General features: G+C 66.8%; 14 protein-coding genes. 9 read left to right on the forward strand and 5 right to left on the reverse strand.

The genetic code is table 11. The features are described from left to right. The first annotated feature begins 186 nt into the window (after positions 1 to 186). Positions 187 to 876, forward strand: coding sequence for an AmiS/UreI family transporter (locus FCN77_RS22150; RefSeq protein ID WP_137324911.1), 690 nt, complete (start codon positions 187 to 189; stop codon positions 874 to 876). Here FCN77_RS22150 and FCN77_RS22155 read toward each other — a convergent pair. Further along, positions 853 to 2,328 (reverse strand): APC family permease, encoded by a 1,476-nt coding sequence (locus tag FCN77_RS22155; RefSeq protein WP_137324012.1) that lies wholly within the window; start codon positions 2,326 to 2,328, stop codon positions 853 to 855. The genes FCN77_RS22150 and FCN77_RS22155 overlap by 24 nt on opposite strands. A gap of 299 nt (positions 2,329 to 2,627) precedes the next feature. On the opposite strand from FCN77_RS22155, the gene FCN77_RS22160 reads away from it, so the two are divergent. Next, complete coding sequence (locus FCN77_RS22160) at positions 2,628 to 4,037, forward strand: aldehyde dehydrogenase family protein (protein WP_137324013.1); 1,410 nt, start codon at positions 2,628 to 2,630, stop codon at positions 4,035 to 4,037. Between the two features lie 30 nt (positions 4,038 to 4,067). On the opposite strand, the gene nagB is transcribed toward FCN77_RS22160, so the two are convergent. From nagB to FCN77_RS22175, 3 genes are read right to left on the reverse strand one after another with little or no spacing between them, the layout of a single operon-like run. Further along, on the reverse strand, positions 4,068 to 4,886 hold the full coding sequence (nagB, locus tag FCN77_RS22165; protein WP_137324014.1) for a glucosamine-6-phosphate deaminase: 819 nt from the start codon (positions 4,884 to 4,886) through the stop codon (positions 4,068 to 4,070). Beyond that, on the reverse strand, positions 4,867 to 6,162 hold the full coding sequence (locus tag FCN77_RS22170; protein ID WP_217496182.1) for an N-acetylglucosamine-6-phosphate deacetylase: 1,296 nt from the start codon (positions 6,160 to 6,162) through the stop codon (positions 4,867 to 4,869). The genes nagB and FCN77_RS22170 overlap by 20 nt, the downstream gene beginning before the upstream one ends. Continuing rightward, the gene (locus FCN77_RS22175; protein ID WP_217496183.1) at positions 6,152 to 7,426 is read right to left on the reverse strand and encodes a PTS transporter subunit EIIC; all 1,275 of its coding nucleotides are present in this window, start codon (positions 7,424 to 7,426) and stop codon (positions 6,152 to 6,154) included. Before FCN77_RS22175 ends, FCN77_RS22170 begins: the two co-directional genes overlap by 11 nt. Positions 7,427 to 7,612: 186 nt before the next feature. Here FCN77_RS22175 and FCN77_RS22180 point away from each other — a divergent pair, with 186 nt between their 5' ends. The 4 genes from FCN77_RS22180 to FCN77_RS22195 all read left to right on the forward strand — a co-directional run bounded on the left by FCN77_RS22180 (position 7,613) and on the right by FCN77_RS22195 (position 10,059). Then, positions 7,613 to 7,843, forward strand: a complete 231-nt coding sequence (locus tag FCN77_RS22180) for a glucose PTS transporter subunit EIIB (RefSeq protein WP_137324015.1) — start codon at positions 7,613 to 7,615, stop codon at positions 7,841 to 7,843. Continuing rightward, entirely contained in the window at positions 7,840 to 8,355 is a 516-nt protein-coding gene (locus FCN77_RS22185) for a PTS glucose transporter subunit IIA (RefSeq protein ID WP_254678693.1), read from the forward strand. The genes FCN77_RS22180 and FCN77_RS22185 overlap by 4 nt, the downstream gene beginning before the upstream one ends. A gap of 5 nt (positions 8,356 to 8,360) precedes the next feature. After that, the gene (locus tag FCN77_RS22190) at positions 8,361 to 9,080 is read left to right on the forward strand and encodes a GntR family transcriptional regulator (protein ID WP_137324016.1); all 720 of its coding nucleotides are present in this window, start codon (positions 8,361 to 8,363) and stop codon (positions 9,078 to 9,080) included. 121 nt (positions 9,081 to 9,201) lie between these two features. After that, positions 9,202 to 10,059, forward strand: coding sequence for a prephenate dehydratase (locus FCN77_RS22195; protein ID WP_137324017.1), 858 nt, complete (start codon positions 9,202 to 9,204; stop codon positions 10,057 to 10,059). On the opposite strand, the gene FCN77_RS22200 is transcribed toward FCN77_RS22195, so the two are convergent. Beyond that, positions 10,041 to 11,966, reverse strand: coding sequence for an FAD-binding monooxygenase (locus FCN77_RS22200; protein WP_137324018.1), 1,926 nt, complete (start codon positions 11,964 to 11,966; stop codon positions 10,041 to 10,043). The genes FCN77_RS22195 and FCN77_RS22200 overlap by 19 nt on opposite strands. A 222-nt stretch (positions 11,967 to 12,188) precedes the next feature. On the opposite strand from FCN77_RS22200, the gene FCN77_RS22205 reads away from it, so the two are divergent. From FCN77_RS22205 to hpaE, 3 genes are read left to right on the forward strand one after another with little or no spacing between them, the layout of a single operon-like run. Beyond that, positions 12,189 to 13,700 (forward strand): fumarylacetoacetate hydrolase family protein, encoded by a 1,512-nt coding sequence (locus FCN77_RS22205; RefSeq protein ID WP_137324019.1) that lies wholly within the window; start codon positions 12,189 to 12,191, stop codon positions 13,698 to 13,700. Beyond that, the gene (locus FCN77_RS22210) at positions 13,697 to 14,422 is read left to right on the forward strand and encodes a GntR family transcriptional regulator (RefSeq protein WP_137324020.1); all 726 of its coding nucleotides are present in this window, start codon (positions 13,697 to 13,699) and stop codon (positions 14,420 to 14,422) included. The genes FCN77_RS22205 and FCN77_RS22210 overlap by 4 nt, the downstream gene beginning before the upstream one ends. A 9-nt stretch (positions 14,423 to 14,431) precedes the next feature. After that, positions 14,432 to 15,946 (forward strand): 5-carboxymethyl-2-hydroxymuconate semialdehyde dehydrogenase, encoded by a 1,515-nt coding sequence (hpaE, locus tag FCN77_RS22215; protein WP_137324021.1) that lies wholly within the window; start codon positions 14,432 to 14,434, stop codon positions 15,944 to 15,946. Positions 15,947 to 15,986 lie beyond the last annotated feature (40 nt).

Raw genomic sequence — 15,986 nt, forward strand, 5'->3', positions numbered from 1 at the left:
GCGGCCAACGGGGACGGCCGCATAGGCAATGTTGGCCGTCCGGTGTGCTTCCTTTCCAACCTAACCGATTGCGACTGACTCTCAGTAGGCAACAGGAAAGAGGTCCACTAATCTCCGTAATGTGACATCCGAATTCCACAAAACGAAAAGTATGTGCGCAAGATTTCGCTGCCGGAGGGCCGTCTGATGGCGTACATTTGCCTGCTTCTCTCCGGAGCCGCGCTCTTGACCAACGGACTCGCGGCGCTGAATTTCCTCCCCCGCCGGGACGCGGCCCTGTTCAGCCTGGTCATCGGCAGTACCCAGTTGGTTCTTGGCGTCACCTACCTGGGCGTCACCTCTGCGGGTGTCGCCTCGCCGGGTGACGACGGCGGCCCGCACCTGCTGCTGGGAGCGTCCGGGATGTTCCTGTTCGGCCTGACGTACGTCTATGTGGGCCTTGATTCTCTGTTGGAACTCGGCTCCCGGGGCCTCGGCTGGTTCTGCGGGATGGTGGGCGCATGCGGCCTCCTGCTCGCCGCGGCCTGGTCCGGGGAGGATCCTCTCCTGGCCGTTCTCTGGCTCTGCTGGACCTACCTGTGGCTGCTGTTCTTCCTCCAACTGGCGCTGGGCTTCTGGCGCCTGACGCCCCTCATTGGCTGGTCCCTCGTACTTACGAGCCAGGCAACAGCCACCGTGCCGGCATTCCTGGGGATCACCGGGCAGTGGCCCCACGGTCCCGAAGCGGCGCAAGCCGCCGCCGCAACAGCCGCATCCCTCGCCGCACTCCTGCTGCTGGCAGGCGGTCTCGCCTGGCGCGGACGGCACCAAACCGCCGCCCGCGCCATCTCCGCCGCCGTCGTCGGAAGTCCGTTACCCGGCGAACTCAGGCTCTGAGGCCCGGACCCGCTTCTCCACCCGGATCTCCACCAGGACTCCGGCGAGAAAGAGCGCGGGGACGGCCACCAGCAGCCCCACGGCCGTTTCGGCGCTGCCGCCGATGAGGGACGTGAAGTTGCTGACCACCAGATAGAGCACCCAAGCCAGCAGCACGGAGGCGAGCACCGGGGCAATAAGGGTCTGCCATAGCTGTCCCTTCACCCGTTCCCGGCGGAAATAGCCGACGACGGCGAGGGAGGACAGCATGTACAGCACCAGCAGTGCCGCAACGGCCAGGCCGCTGAACCAGGAGAACAGGGTCAGCACCGGGTCCATGCCCAGCAGCGCAAACGGCGCCACCAGCAGGACCGCGACGACGGTCTGGATCCACGCCGCGGTGGCGGGCGCACGGTGCTTGTTGGTCCGGGCTATGACGGCGGGCATGGAGCCGCGCAGCGCCAGCGAGTGGAGGTAACGGTTGATGCCGTTGTGGAACGCGATGATGCCCGCCAGCAGTGAGGTCACCAGCAGGACTCCGGCGGTGACGCCGGCCCACGGTCCGAACATCTCCACGATCGGGCCGATCACGAACGACGTCGCGTCCCCGGATTCCAGCGCCGCTCCCGCGGCATCGACAACGTGTGACGGGCCGTAGAAGCTGACAAGCATCCAGGTGATGAAGGAGAAGAAGACAGCGATGATCCCCACGGACAGGTAGGTGGCCCGCGCAACGGTCCGGTGCGGGTCCTTGGCCTCGGCGGAGTAGATGGCCGTGGATTCGAAGCCGAACATGGAGGCCACCGCGAACATGATGGCAACGCCGGGAGCTCCGCTGGCGATGGCTTCCGGCGCGAACGAAGCGGCGAGGTTCAGCCCCTCGGGGCCGCCGCCGTGGAACAGGACAGAGAATCCGAACATCAGGAGGATGGCCACTTCCAGGCCCACCAGGACCGCAAGGACGCGGGCGCCCAGCTCGATGTTCTTCGATCCCAGGACCTGGACACCGGCCATGGTGACCACGGCGAGAAGCCACCACGGAACCGTAACCCCGGCCGATGCCAGCAGGCCGGAGAACGCGGCACCGTACAGCCCGTACATTGCCGCCTGCACCGTGCTGTAGGCCAGCAGGGCAAGCCACGCCGCCCCGGCGCCGACTTTGCGTCCGAACGCTGCCGTGACGTAGGCGTAAAAGGCGCCGTTGGTCTGCACCTTCCGGCTCATGGCCACAAAGCCGACAGCGAAGATCACAATGACGATGCCGACCACGAGGTAGGCGCCCGGGGCGCCGGCGCCGTTGCCGAGCGCTGCAGCCAGGGGCGCTGCTCCGACGATTCCCGTCAGCGGGGCCTGCGCGGACAGGACAAAGAACAGAATGCCCAGGACTCCGATGCTGCCTGCGCGCAGTGCAGTGGAGTGTTCCTGGCGGGAGCCGGGTTCCGCGGTCCGGGATTCGGGATTCGAAATACTCATTGGATCCTTCTTAACAGTAATGAGTGCTGGGGAAAAGAGCTAGGGACAGGTGCTGGGGCCCGGGCAAAGGTGCACCGTGAAATCCAGCATGGCAGTCGGCTCCGGATGCGCTTTGTCTTGCAGCGATCAGTTCTTGTTCCTGAGCGCAGTCACGCCCACGGACTCCCGTTCTGTTCGCTCCCGCACAACAGCTCTTCACGCATACACAAGACGCGCGGCGTCCGCCGGAGCACGCTTGAAGCAGCGCTGACAGGCCGCACCGGCCTGCGGTCCCTGACCTACTCGAAGTGGAGTACCCCATGGAAACCTACGACGCCCTGCTGGCCTCGATCACCCCGGACGCCGGCGAAACCCGGACCATCCTTGACCCCGCCACGGGTACCTCAGTCGGCGAAGCCCCCGTCCACACCGTCGAAGACCTCGAAGCCGCCATCGCAGCTGCCGCTGCGGCACAGCCGGCGTGGGCAGCCCTGGGCCACGACGCCCGGAGCGCCGCGCTGCTCAAGGCAGCCGACGCCGTCGAACGTTCCGGTGAAGAACTCGCCCGGCTGCTCTCCCGCGAGCAGGGCAAACCGCTGAACGGGCCCAACGCCCGCTTCGAAATCGGCGCCTGCGTCGCCTGGCTGCGCGTCGCGGCCACCACGCCCCTGGACCCGGAAACCGTGGTGGACGACGGCGAAACCCGCGCCGAACTGCACTACCGGCCCATCGGCGTCGTGGGCGCGATCGGCCCGTGGAACTGGCCCATGATGATCACCGTCTGGCAGATCGCCCCCGCCCTGCGGATGGGCAACGCCGTGGTGGTCAAGCCCTCCGAATACACCCCGCTCAGCGTCCTGGCCCTTGCCAGGATCCTCAACGAGGAACTCCCCGAAGGCCTCCTCACGGTGGTTTCCGGCGGCCGCGAGGTCGGCGCCCGCCTGGCCGAACACCCTGCGATCGGCAAGGTCATGTTCACCGGCTCCACGGCAACGGGAAAGGCGATCATCAGGTCCTCCGCGGACACCGTCAAGCGGCTCACGCTGGAACTCGGCGGAAACGACGCCGGCATCGTCCTGCCCGATGCCGACCCCAAAGCCATCGCAGAAGGCCTTTTCTGGGGCGCCTTCATCAACACCGGCCAGACCTGCGCCGCCCTCAAGCGCCTCTACGTCCACGACGACATCTACGACGCCGTCTGCGAGGAACTCACCAAGGTCGCCGCCGCCATGCCAATGGGTGTGGGACTCGACGAGGCCAACGTCCTGGGCCCTCTGCAGAACAGGGCGCAGTACCACATCGTGGCAGGGCTCGTTGAAGCCGCCCGTGCCTCCGGCGCCCGGATCCTGCTCGGCGGGAACCCGGACACGGACCAGCCGGGCAACTTCTACCCCGCCACACTCGTGGCCGATGTCGACAACAGCAACCCGCTGGTCGCCGAGGAACAGTTCGGACCGGCCCTGCCGATCATCCGCTACAGCACCGTGGATGAGGCGGTCGCCATGGCGAACGCGCTCGACGTCGGATTGGGCGCCTCGGTCTGGTCCTCAGACACCGCCCGTGCGCGCGAAGTCGCCGCCCGGCTCGAAGCCGGCACCGTCTGGGTCAACAAGCACGGCGCCGTGGACCCGCGCGTCCCGTTCGGCGGCGCCAAGCAGTCCGGCTACGGCCTGGAATTCGGCGTCGAAGGCCTCAAGGCCCTCGGTGTTCCGCAGGTGATCAACGGCTGAGCGATCAACGGCTGAGCCGGCCCCGCTGACTCAGCCGCGCTGAACCAGCGGCTGCTGCAGCCAGGGCCGCGTGGGCGTCTGGCCGAGCTGGTCGTTGAACTCCTGGGCGTCCCGGTAGTACTCCAGCAGGCTCAGGCGGGACGCAGCCGCGGGGTCCAGGATGACCACGGTCCGGCGGTGCAGCTGCAGCACCGAAGCCGGGCAGTGTGCGCTGACGGGCCCCTCCACCATGGCCTGGACAGCAGCGGCCTTGTTCTCCCCCACGGCCACAAGCACCGCCAGCTTGGCTTCCCGGATGGTCCCCAGCCCCTGGGTCAGGCACAGCCGCGGAACGTCGCCCTCCGGAAAGAACCGGGCGTTGTCCGCCCGGGTGGCTCCGGCCAGGGTCTTCACCCTGGTGCGGGAGACCAGCGACGAGGTGGGCTCGTTGAAGCCGATGTGGCCGTTGGCGCCGATGCCGAGGATCTGGATGTCCACGCCGCCGGCTGCGGCAATGGCTGCGTCGTAGCGGTCGGCCTCGGCGATGAGGTCCGGAGCATCCCCCTGCGGGGTGACGAGCTGCTCCAGCGGAAGATCCACGTGATCGGTGAATTCCCGCCGGATGGTGGAGTAGTAGCTTTGTTCGTGCTCCGGCGGCAGCCCGGCGTATTCATCGAGGGTGAAGGCCGTGACCTGGCTGAAGCTCAGCTGCTCTTCGCGGTGCCGCCGGATGAGTTCCTGGTACGTGGACTTCGGCGAACCTCCTGTGGCCAGTCCCAGGACCGCCGGGCCCTGCCGGACCCGGGCGTCGATGATGTCGGCAGCCCGGCCCCCTATGTGTTCCGCGGACTCACACAGAATAATCTGCACGCGTTTTCCTTTCCTGCGTTAGTGGTGTGCCGGCCCGGTAGGCCTGCACCAGTTCAAGTTCTTCGGTGGTGACCAGCACGTCGGCGCGGTACCCCGCTGCCAACACGCCGACTTTGTCGGAGCCCGGCTTGTCGGAGCCCGGCCGGTCCAGGCCCATCAGCCGGGCCGGGGTGGCCGAAGCCGCCGTCACGGCATCGGCCAGCGGCACGCCCCATTCGACGCAGCGGCGGACATTTTCCAGCAGCAGGCTCGTGGCGCCGGCGATCGCCCCGGGACCGGCATCACCCTCGCCGGGGACCAGCCGGGCCACGCGGTCCTGCACCAGCACGTCCAGGCTGCCGAGCGTGTACCGGCCGTCTGACATTCCGGCCGCCGCCATCGCATCCGTAATCAGCGCGATCGAGCCCGGGCCCACCAGGCCAAAGACCATGCGGACGATCTCCGGGTCCAGGTGCACGCCGTCCGCTACCAGTTCCAGGACCATCTGTCCGGGTGCCTGCCGTGCAGCCTGCAGCAGGACCGGGATGGGTCCCGGCGCCCGGTGGCCCAGCGGAGGCATCCGGTTGAACAGGTGGGTGGCGGACCAGGGCCCGCCGTCGGACTCTCCCCCGGCGCCCCCACGGCCCAGGGCATCCCGCGTCCGCGACGCTGTGGCGTCCGTGTGGCCGAGGGACGGGACTACGCCGTACTTCCGGCAGAGGGAAACGAGTTCCGCAAAATGCGGGGTCTCCGGCGCCAGCGTGATGGACCGTACCGTGCCCTGCCCCGCCTCGAGCCACTCCTGCAGGAGCGCCGGGTCGCCGTCGATGATGGCTGCGGGATCCTGCGCCCCGCACATGTTCTTGGCGATAAAGGGTCCTTCCAGGTGCAGGCCGGCCAGTGTTCCGTCCTGCACCAATTCCCGCAGCACGGCGATCTGCTCCAGCAGTACCTGCGAAGGTGCGGAGACAAGCGAGGCGAGCACCGACGTCGTTCCCTGCCCGGCGTGATAACCCGCCGCCCGGCGGGCGCCGTCCGCGTCGGCGGAAAAGGTGTGCCCCACAGCGCCGTGGCAGTGCACGTCCACCAGTCCGGGCAGGATGAGCGGAACGCGTGTGGTTTCGACGTCGACGCCAGCGGGCAGCTCCGCCGTCGGGCCGCACCAGGCAATGGTGCCGCCGGCCACCAGAACGGTGCCGTCGCCGATCACTTCCTGGCCCGCCAGGCCGGTGACGAGGCGCCCCCGCAGCCCCAGTTGGACGTCGCCGTGCCCGGGCGCGGTCAGGTCAGCTCGCATCGGCTTTGGCCATCGAACCGTTCTCGTCGGTTTCATCTTCGCGGCCCATGGTGCGGAGGTTCCAGCGCCGGATCACGAAGCGGAACACCACGTAGTACACCGCGGCGTAACCCAGGCCGATGGGGATCAGCCAGAGCGGATTTTGGGCGATGCCGAAGTTGAGCACGTAGTCGATGGCTCCGGCGGAGAAACCGAATCCGTGGTGGATGCCCAGGAAGTTGACCAGCATCATGGAGGTTCCGGTCAGGACGGCGTGGACCAGGTAGAGCGGCCAGGCGACGAACATGAAGGAGAATTCCAGCGGCTCGGTGATGCCGGTGAGGAAGGCGGTGAGGCCGGTGGAGAGCATGACGCCGCCCACGATCTTCCTCTGGGAGGGCTTGGCCTCGTGCCAGATCGCCAGGGCGGCCGCAGGCAGGGCGAACATCATGATCGGGAAGAACCCGGTCATGAACACACCCGCCGAGGGGTCACCGGCGAAGAAACGGTTCAGGTCACCGTGGGCGCCGTTGTAGTCGCCGATGATGAACCAGACGATGGAGTTCAGGATGTGGTGCAGGCCCAGCGGGATGAGCAGGCGGTTGAGCGTGCCGTAGACTCCGCTGCCCACCACCGTGTTGTCCGCGACGGCATTGCCCACTGCAGTCAGGCCGGTGTTGAAGAAGGGGTAGATCAGCGCCATGACCACGCCGATCACAATCGCGGCGAACGAGGTCAGGATGGGCACCAGCCGGCGGCCCGCGAAGAATCCGAGCCAGTCCGGAAGGGTGGTCCGGTGGAACTTCTGCCACAGCCAGGCCGTGGTCAGGCCCATCACGATGCCGGCCAGCACGCCGTAGTTGATGACGGGATCCTTGCCGCCCTCCGGGGCGGCGCCGAGCACCAGGGGTGCCATGACTTTGAAAACGTTGGTCAGGACCAGGAAGCCGACGACGGCGGCCAGCGCCGTGGACCCGTCGCCTTTCTTGGCGAAGCCGAAGGAAATGCCGACGGCGAAGAGCAGCGGGAGGTTCTCAAACAGGGCTCCGCCGGCCGCGCCGATCACCTGGGCAACGGTGGTCAGGCCTTCGAACCGGCCCAGCAGGTCGTCCTGGCCCAGGCGCAGGAGGAGCGCGGCGGCGGGAAGGGCGGCGATGGGGAGCATGAGGCTGCGGCCGAAGCGCTGCATGTTCTGCAGCGCTTTTCCGCTGCCTTTGGCCTTTCCCGGGGCCGGCGCGGCCAGCGGGCCGGCCCCGGCGGAAGCGGACGGGTTTTCCGTGGACATGTGGTTCCTCGTTTCGAAAAGGGGGTGCTTGTGCGGGGATGCGGGATTCAGTAGAGTTTTGCTAACTGGTTATAACCAGTGACAATCATCACTGTGAAGTGCACCGGGCTTAGTTGTCAACCTCAGGCAGGAAAAAACCTCCAAAGCCGGCCGGACTCACCGCGAAAACGACCTACAGGAGTGGACATGTCCAAAGCAGAAATCATCCTCGCCGCCCTGGGCGGCGCAGAGAACGTTGAAGAGATCGAAGGGTGCATCACCCGCCTGCGCACCGAAGTGGTGGACGCCGGAAAGGTTGACGAGGCAGCCCTCAAGGCCGCGGGCGCCCACGGCGTCATGGTGGCCGGCTCGGTGGTCCAGGTGGTTGTGGGCCCCGAAGCCGAGAGCCTGGCAGAAGACATCCAGGACCTGATGTGAGCACGCCCGACGTGAGCACTACTGATGTGAGCACGGCAGCACCCGCCGAGGCCATCAGCGTGGCCTCTCCCCTGCCAGGACGCCTCATTGCGCTCAGTGAAGTGCCGGACCCCGTGTTTGCCAAGGGGCTCGTGGGCGGAGGTGCCGCCGTCGTCCCTGATGACGACGCCGGCGAACTGACCGCCGTCGCCCCTCTGGACGGACGCGTCGTCAAGGTCATGCCGCACGCCTACATCGTCCAGCACGCCTCCGGGTCCGCAGTGCTGGTCCATGTGGGTATCGACACGGTGGGCCTGAAGGGCGAAGGCTTCACGGTTCTGGCACAAAAGGGCGATCAGGTCCGCACCGGCGACGCGATGGTCCGTGTTGACGCCGCCCTGGTGCGTTCGAAGAATCTCAGTCTGTGCAGCCCGGTAGTGCTGCTGGACAGCAAGCCTGACGCCATCGAACCGCCTGTCCCTGGCGGGCGCGTGGAAGCCGGGGCACATCTGTTCAACCTGCCTGGAAAATAGGAGCCATGGATACGGCAGGGGAACTAAAACACGTCTGGGTGCGCCGGCAGCTCCAGGACCTTGTGGCCAGCACGCTGCGGCCCGGGGACGCGCTGCTGGGCGAACGCCAGTTGGAGGAGCAGTTCGGGGTCTCGCGCATTACGGTGCGCCGGGCCATCTCGGATCTCGTCCAGGACGGAGCGCTGGTCCGGATCAAAGGCAAGGGGACCTTTGTCTCGCACGGACTGGTGCGTTCAACCCTGCACCTGGCGTCCTTTAATGAGGACATGCGGGCAGCCGGTTTCCAGCCCAGCACCCGCGTCATCAACGCTGCCGCAGCGGAGCCGCATGCCGCGGCGGCCGAGCACCTGGGACTGCCTCCGGGACAGGAGGCGTTCCAAGTGCGCAGGCTGCGCCTTGCCAATGGAGCGCCCGTCAGCGTGGACGAATCATGGCTGCCGCCCGGGCTTCTGCCGAACCTGCTCTCGGAGGATCTGACCGGGTCCCTCTACCGTGTCCTCGCTGCCTCGGGTCATCCGGTGCAGCACGTGGAACAGACGGTCGAGGCCGCTGCCGCACCGGAAGAGACCGCCGCCCTGCTGGAGATCGAGCCCGGCGCCCCCGTGCTCCTTTTCAGGCGCCGCTCGTTCACCGGCCAGGATGACCCCGGCACACCCATCGAATACTCCATTTCGACCTACCGTTCCGACCGGTACCAGGTGTCGATGCGGCTGGCACTGGGCTGAGCCAGGACTGTTCACGTCTCACCCCAACCAGGTAGCAGCAGGTGTCGTTTTGGGCCCTCAAAACGACACCTGCTGCTACTCACTTGGGCGGATGGGTGTTAGGCGTGAAACCATACGGATCGTGACCCAGAAAATTGCGTACCAGGGTGAGCCCGGCGCCAACTCCAATATCGCGTGCAAGCAGATGTTCCCCGAGCTGGAAAGCGTGCCCTGCGCCAGCTTCGAGGACGTCTTTGAACTGGTGTCCGGCGGTGAGGCTGACCTGGCCATGATTCCGATCGAGAACTCCATTGCCGGCCGGGTGGCGGACATCCACGTCCTCCTTCCGCAGTCCCACCTGCAGATCGTCGGCGAGTTCTTCCTGCCCATCCACTTCGACCTGCTCGGCATCCCCGGCAGCACCATCGAGGGTGCCACCGAGGTCCACAGCCACATTCACGCGCTGGGCCAGTGCCGGCGCCTGATCCGTGAAGCAGGGCTGCGCCCCGTGATAGCCGGAGACACGGCCGGGTCTGCCCGCGAGGTGCGGGAATGGAACGATCCCGCCAAGCTCTCCCTGGCTCCCCCGCTCGCTGCCCAGATCTACGGCCTGGAAGTGCTGGCCTCCCGGGTCGAGGACGATCCGTCCAACACCACCCGCTTCGTGGTTCTGGCGCGCGAAGCGGAACTGCCGACCCGGGCTGAATTGCCCGGGCCGGCAGTGACCAGTTTCGTGTTCCGCGTCCGGAACGTCCCGTCCGCGCTCTACAAGGCCCTTGGCGGCTTTGCCACCAACGGCGTAAACATGACCCGGCTGGAGAGCTACATGGTGGGCGACGAGTTTGCTGCCACCATGTTTATGGCCGACGTCGAGGGCCACCCCGCGGACCTGCCGCTGAAGCTCGCCTTGGAGGAGCTGGCTTTCTTCACCACCGAGGTTCGCATTCTGGGTGTGTATGCTGCCGCAGAATACCGGACGGCTCAGACTGTCAGCGGCTGACCAGCCCTGTGACGCCGATTCAGGAGGGGTGCGAAGAACGCGGCGAGCTCCGCCGTCGCCGTCAGTGGCAGCACGTTCGCCACGTACTGGTCGGGGCGCACCACCACGACGGCGCCGCCGCGGTCAATGCCACGCAGTTCGAAGATGTCCGCAGCGGGGTCGGTGCCGTAGACGTTCTCAAGGTAGGTGAGCTTGAACGGGCCGACTTCCGGCTTGAACACCGCCGGGACCGTGCCGATGTCGATGCCCGTGTGGTCCTGCTGGTAGATGACCTTCACGTCGAACCACGCATCGCCGTCGGCCCCTTCGGGTGTGGCGGCGAGGGGCGAGTCCGGTGCGTTGGCCAGCCACGCGGCCAGGTCCGTGGTCGGCGACGTGCCGTTCTTTCCCGTGCCGGGCGCTGCCGGGTCCGCGAAGACGTAGATCCGCCAGCGGCCGTCCGCCGTGGCCTGGTGGCCGAGCTGGAGCGGGTTGGTGTCGCAGACGCGCTGCACGGGCGCTGACTTGAAACGCTTGCCGATGGTGAACCCGGTGGCCAGGTCCTGATGCGCCGGCTCTCCGATGAGCATGGAGGGGGCGTACTGGGTCATAAAGCCTGCCGGGAATTCGGCGGTGCTGACGTAGAAGTCCTCTAGCTCGGAGGGGCTGTCGAAATCCTCGGGCTTCTTCGCCATGAGCGTGGACCACTCCTTGTCGAAGTCGATGAGGTTCTTCGCGATGACCTGGCGCTCGGCCGAGTAGGTGGACAAAAGGCTCTCCGGGCTGCGGCCCTCGAGCACGTGGCCGAGCTTCCAGCCGATATTGAAGCCGTCCTGCATGGAGACGTTCATGCCCTGGCCGGCCTTGGCGCTGTGCGTGTGGCAGGCGTCGCCGGTGATGAACACGCGCGGCGTGCGGGTGCCCAGTTCGTCCGGCAGGACGTCGTCGAACCGGTCGGTGAGGCGGTGGCCAACTTCATACACGCTGTGCCAGGCGACGTTGCGCACGTCGAGCGTGTAGGGGTGGAGGATGTCGTTCGCCTTGGCGATGATCTGCTCGATGGTGGTGCCGCGAACGGCACCCTTGTCATTGGGGTCCACTTCGCCGAGGTCGACGTACATGCGGAAGAGGTGCCCGCCTTCGCGCGGGATCAGCAGGATGCTGCCGCCTGTGCCGGACTGGATGGCGCACTTGGTGCGGATGTCGGGGAAGTCCGTGACGGCGAGGACGTCCATGACGCCCCAGGCGTGGTTGGCCTGGTCGCCGGCAAGGGTGCAGCCGATCGAGTCCCGCACCTTGCTCCGGGCGCCGTCCGCACCGACGACGTACTTGGCCCGGACAATGCGTTCCCGGCCTTCGTCGGGGCCGGCCGTGTGGAGGAGCGTCACGGTGACGGGGTACTCGCCTTGGCCAGTGACTTCGAGGCTTCGGAATTCATAGCCGTAGTCGGGCGCCATGCGGGTGGGTGAGTTCGCCATGAACTCACCAAAGTAATCCAGCACGCGGGCCTGGTTGACGATCAGGTGCGGGAATTCGCTAATTCCCATCTCGTCGTCGACGGCGCGGGCGGCCCGGATGATGCGCGAGTGGTCCGCGGGGTCCGGCTTCCAGAACGCCATCTCGGTGATCCGGTACGCCTCGGCGATGATCCGCTCGGCGAAGCCGAAGGCCTGGAAGGTTTCGACACTCCTGGCCTGGATGCCGTCGGCCTGGCCGATGGCAAGCCTGCCGGCCCGGCGCTCCACAATGCGGGTGGTGACGCCCGGGAACTGGGACAGCTGCGCGGCCGTGAGCATGCCCGCAGGCCCGGTGCCCACAATGAGCACATCCACTTCGTCGGGAAGCTGTGTGGGCCGGTTGATGCCGACGCCGGCGGCCGGCTGGACTCGCGGGTCACTTGATACGTAACCGTGGTGGTGGAACTGCACGGGCTTTCCTCACTTCGTTGTGTGGCTGTCTACGGCCATTCTTGTGTTCGATATTAGAACTCGTCGTTCTATAATCGAAACATCGTCGTTGCTTCAGAACTGTACGCCAGGTATGACGTGGGTTACAAGTGCTTTCAAAACTCCCGGAAAAAGGGGTTGACGCACCGTAATTCATAGGCCATAGTTTTCGTATACGATTTCGTACTCGATGAGGAGTAACACTTGGAACAGGTCACCGACCACCTCCTGGCCGCGGCCCGCAAGGTCATCGCGGTGCATATCAACTACCCCAGCCGGGCGGCCCAGCGCGGCCGCACCCCGGAGCAGCCCTCGTACTTCCTGAAGCCATCGTCCTCCCTGGCACTCAGCGGCTCAACGGTGGAGCGCCCGGCCGGCTGCGAACTCCTCGGCTACGAGGGCGAGATCGCCCTGATCATCGGCAAGCCCGCCCGCCGCGTCGGCGTCGAGGATGCCTGGAGCCACGTCGAATGGGTTACGGCCAGCAACGACCTCGGCGTCTACGACCTCCGCTACGCGGACAAGGGCTCCAACCTCCGGTCCAAGGGCGGCGACGGCTTCACCCCGGTGGGCCCGGGCCTGATTGCCGCGGACGCCGTCGACCCTGCCGGGCTGCGGATCCGCACCTGGCACAACGGTGACCTGGTACAGGACGACACCACCGGGGACCTGCTCTTTCCGTTCGCCCGGCTCGTCGCCGACCTGTCCCAGCTGCTCACTCTCGAAGAGGGCGACATCATCCTGACCGGCACCCCTGCCGGCGCCTCAGTGGCCAAACCGGGAGATGTCGTCGAGGTTGAAGTCAGCGCCGTTGAGGTCAGTACTGAAAGCACGACGGCGGGCCGCGCCGCTTCCGGGCCCTCCACCGGCCGTCTGGTCACCCGGGTGGAGGAAGGCACGACGGCGTTCGCGGACTTCGGCGCCCGGCCCAGGACCGATGACATCCAGCGCGAGGAGGCCTACGGTTCCCGCGAAGCCGCCGGGCTTGCCGCGGTGGAAGCCGCCGCCGTCGGGCATGTCCTCACCCCGGAGCTGAAAGCGAAGCTCGAAAGCGTCTGCACGGCAACCCTGTCCTCCCAGCTGCGAAAGCGCGGCCTGAACAACGTCAGCATCGACGGCCTGTCCTCCACCCGCCCGGACAAGCGGATCGTGGGCCTGGCCCGGACCCTGCGCTACGTGCCCAACCGCGAGGACCTCTTCAAGACCCACGGCGGCGGGTTCAACGCCCAGAAGAAGGCGATCGATTCCGTCAACGAGGGCGAGATCCTGGTGATGGAGGCCCGCGGCGAAAAGGGCACCGGCACCATCGGCGACATCCTGGCCCTCCGCGCCCAGGTCCGCGGCGCCGCCGCCATCATCACCGACGGCGGCGTCCGGGACTTCTCCGCCGTGGCCGCCATGGACATGCCCACGTACTATTCCAACCCGCACCCAGCAGTCCTGGGGCGCCGGCACATCCCCTGGGACACGGACATCACCATCGCCTGTGGAGGCACCACCGTGCAGCCCGGGGACATCATCGTGGCCGACGCGGACGGCATCCTGGTGATCCCGCCGACCCTCGCCGAAGAGCTCGCGGATGATTCCATCGCCCAGGAACGCGAGGAAGTCTTCATCGCCGACATGGTCCAGCAGGGCCACAGCGTGGACGGCCTCTACCCGCTGAACACCGAATGGCGCGCCAAGTATGAGGAATGGGAAGCAGGCACCAAATGACTGAGACAGCCACAGCTGCAGGCACCGCGGCCGGAACCGGCGCCACCGGAAACGGGGCTGCCGGCAGCAAGTCCGAGCAGGCCTACGCCGCCGTCAAGTCCCGGATCGTGGACGGGACCTACTCCCCCGGCTACCGGCTGGTGCTCGCGAAGATCGCCGAGGACCTGGGCGTCAGCGTGGTGCCGGTCCGCGAAGCCATCCGCCGGCTCGAAGCCGAAGGGCTGGTGAAGTTCGAGCGCAACGTCGGCGCCACCGTGTCCGGGATCGACCCCACCGAGTATCTCTACACGATGCAGACCCTGAGCATCGTCGAAGGCGCCGCCACCGCCCTGTCCGCTCCCCTGATCGGGGCGGCAGACATCGCCCGGGCCCGGGCCGTGAACGCGGAAATGCGGGAATGCCTGCAGCACTTCGACCCCGTCCGCTTCACCCGGCTGAACCAGGACTTCCACAGCGTCCTGTTCGAGCACTGCCCCAACCCGCACATCCTGGACCTCGTCCACCGGGGCTGGAACCGGCTCGCGTCGCTGCGGTCCTCCACGTTCCGCTTCGTCCCGGGCCGCGCCCACGACTCCGTGGACGAACACGAGGTCCTGCTCCGGCTCATTGAAACCGGCGCCGGGGCCGACACCATCGAGAAGGCAGCCCGCCTCCACCGCTCCGCCACCCTGGACGCCTACCTGGCCCAGGCGACAACCGAACAACAGACCGCACAGCAGTAAGGAAAAACAATGACGTTCACTGCCGCAGAAACCACATCCCATTACGTTCCGCAGGACCTTCCCTCCCACATCCAGCACTACATCAACGGTGAATTCGTTGACTCCGTGGGCGGCAAGACCTTCGACGTCCTGGACCCGGTCTCCAACACCAACTACGCCACCGCCGCGGCCGGGCAGAAGGAAGACATCGACCTGGCCGTCGCCGCTGCCCGCGAAGCCTTCGTGAACGGCCCGTGGCCGAAGATGAAGCCCCGCGAACGCGCCCGCATCCTGAACAAAATCGCGGACGCCGTCGAAGCCCAGGAGGAACGCCTCGCCGAACTCGAGACCTTCGACACCGGCCTGCCCATCACGCAGGCGAAGGGCCAGGCCCTGCGCGCGGCGGAGAACTTCCGCTTCTTCGCGGACCTGATCGTGGCCCAGTTCGACGACGCCATGAAGGTCCCTGGCTCACAGATCAACTACGTGAACCGCAAGCCGATCGGCGTCGCCGGCCTCATCACCCCGTGGAACACCCCGTTCATGCTGGAGTCCTGGAAGCTCGCCCCGGCCCTGGCCACCGGCAACACTGTGGTGCTCAAGCCGGCCGAATTCACCCCGCTCTCGGCCTCGCTGTGGGCCACGATCTTCAAGGAAGCCGGGCTTCCGGACGGCGTGTTCAACCTGGTCAACGGCCTCGGCGAAGAAGCGGGCGACGCCCTGGTCAAGCACCCGGATGTCCCGCTGATCTCCTTCACCGGTGAGACCACCACGGGCCAGACGATTTTCCGCAACGCCGCGGCCAACCTCAAGGGGCTGTCCATGGAGCTCGGCGGCAAGTCACCCTGCGTGGTGTTCGCCGACGCCGACCTCGACGCCGCGATCGATTCCGCCCTGTTCGGCGTCTTCTCGCTAAACGGCGAACGCTGCACCGCCGGCTCCCGCATCCTTGTCGAACGCGCTATTTACGACGAGTTCTGCGAAAAGTATGCCGCCCGCGCGAAGAACATCGTGGTCGGCGATCCGCACGACCCGAAGACCCAGGTGGGCGCCCTGGTCCACCCGGAGCACCACGCCAAGGTGGCGTCCTACGTGGAGATCGGCAAGTCCGAAGGCCGGCTGCTGGCCGGCGGCGGCCGCCCGGAGCACCTCCCGGAGGGCAACTACATCGCCCCCACCGTGTTCGCCGATGTCGCCCCGGACGCGCGGATCTTCCAGGAGGAGATCTTCGGCCCGGTGGTCGCGATCACCCCGTTCGAGAACGACGACGAGGCCCTCGCCCTGGCGAACAATACAAAGTACGGCCTGGCGGCCTACATCTGGACCCAGAACCTCACCCGGGCCCACAACTTCTCGCAGAACGTCGAAGCGGGCATGGTCTGGCTCAACAGCCACAACGTCCGGGACCTCCGCACCCCGTTCGGCGGCGTCAAGGCCTCCGGCCTGGGCCACGAAGGCGGCTACCGCTCCATCGACTTCTACACCGACCAGCAGGCCGTGCACATCACGCTCGGAACGGTCCACACGCCCAAATTCGGCGCCTAGTTCCGGCGCTCCACAGACCCTCCAGACCCCTTTCAAAGAA

Source organism: Arthrobacter sp. 24S4-2 (assembly GCF_005280255.1).
Classification (GTDB): domain Bacteria; phylum Actinomycetota; class Actinomycetes; order Actinomycetales; family Micrococcaceae; genus Arthrobacter.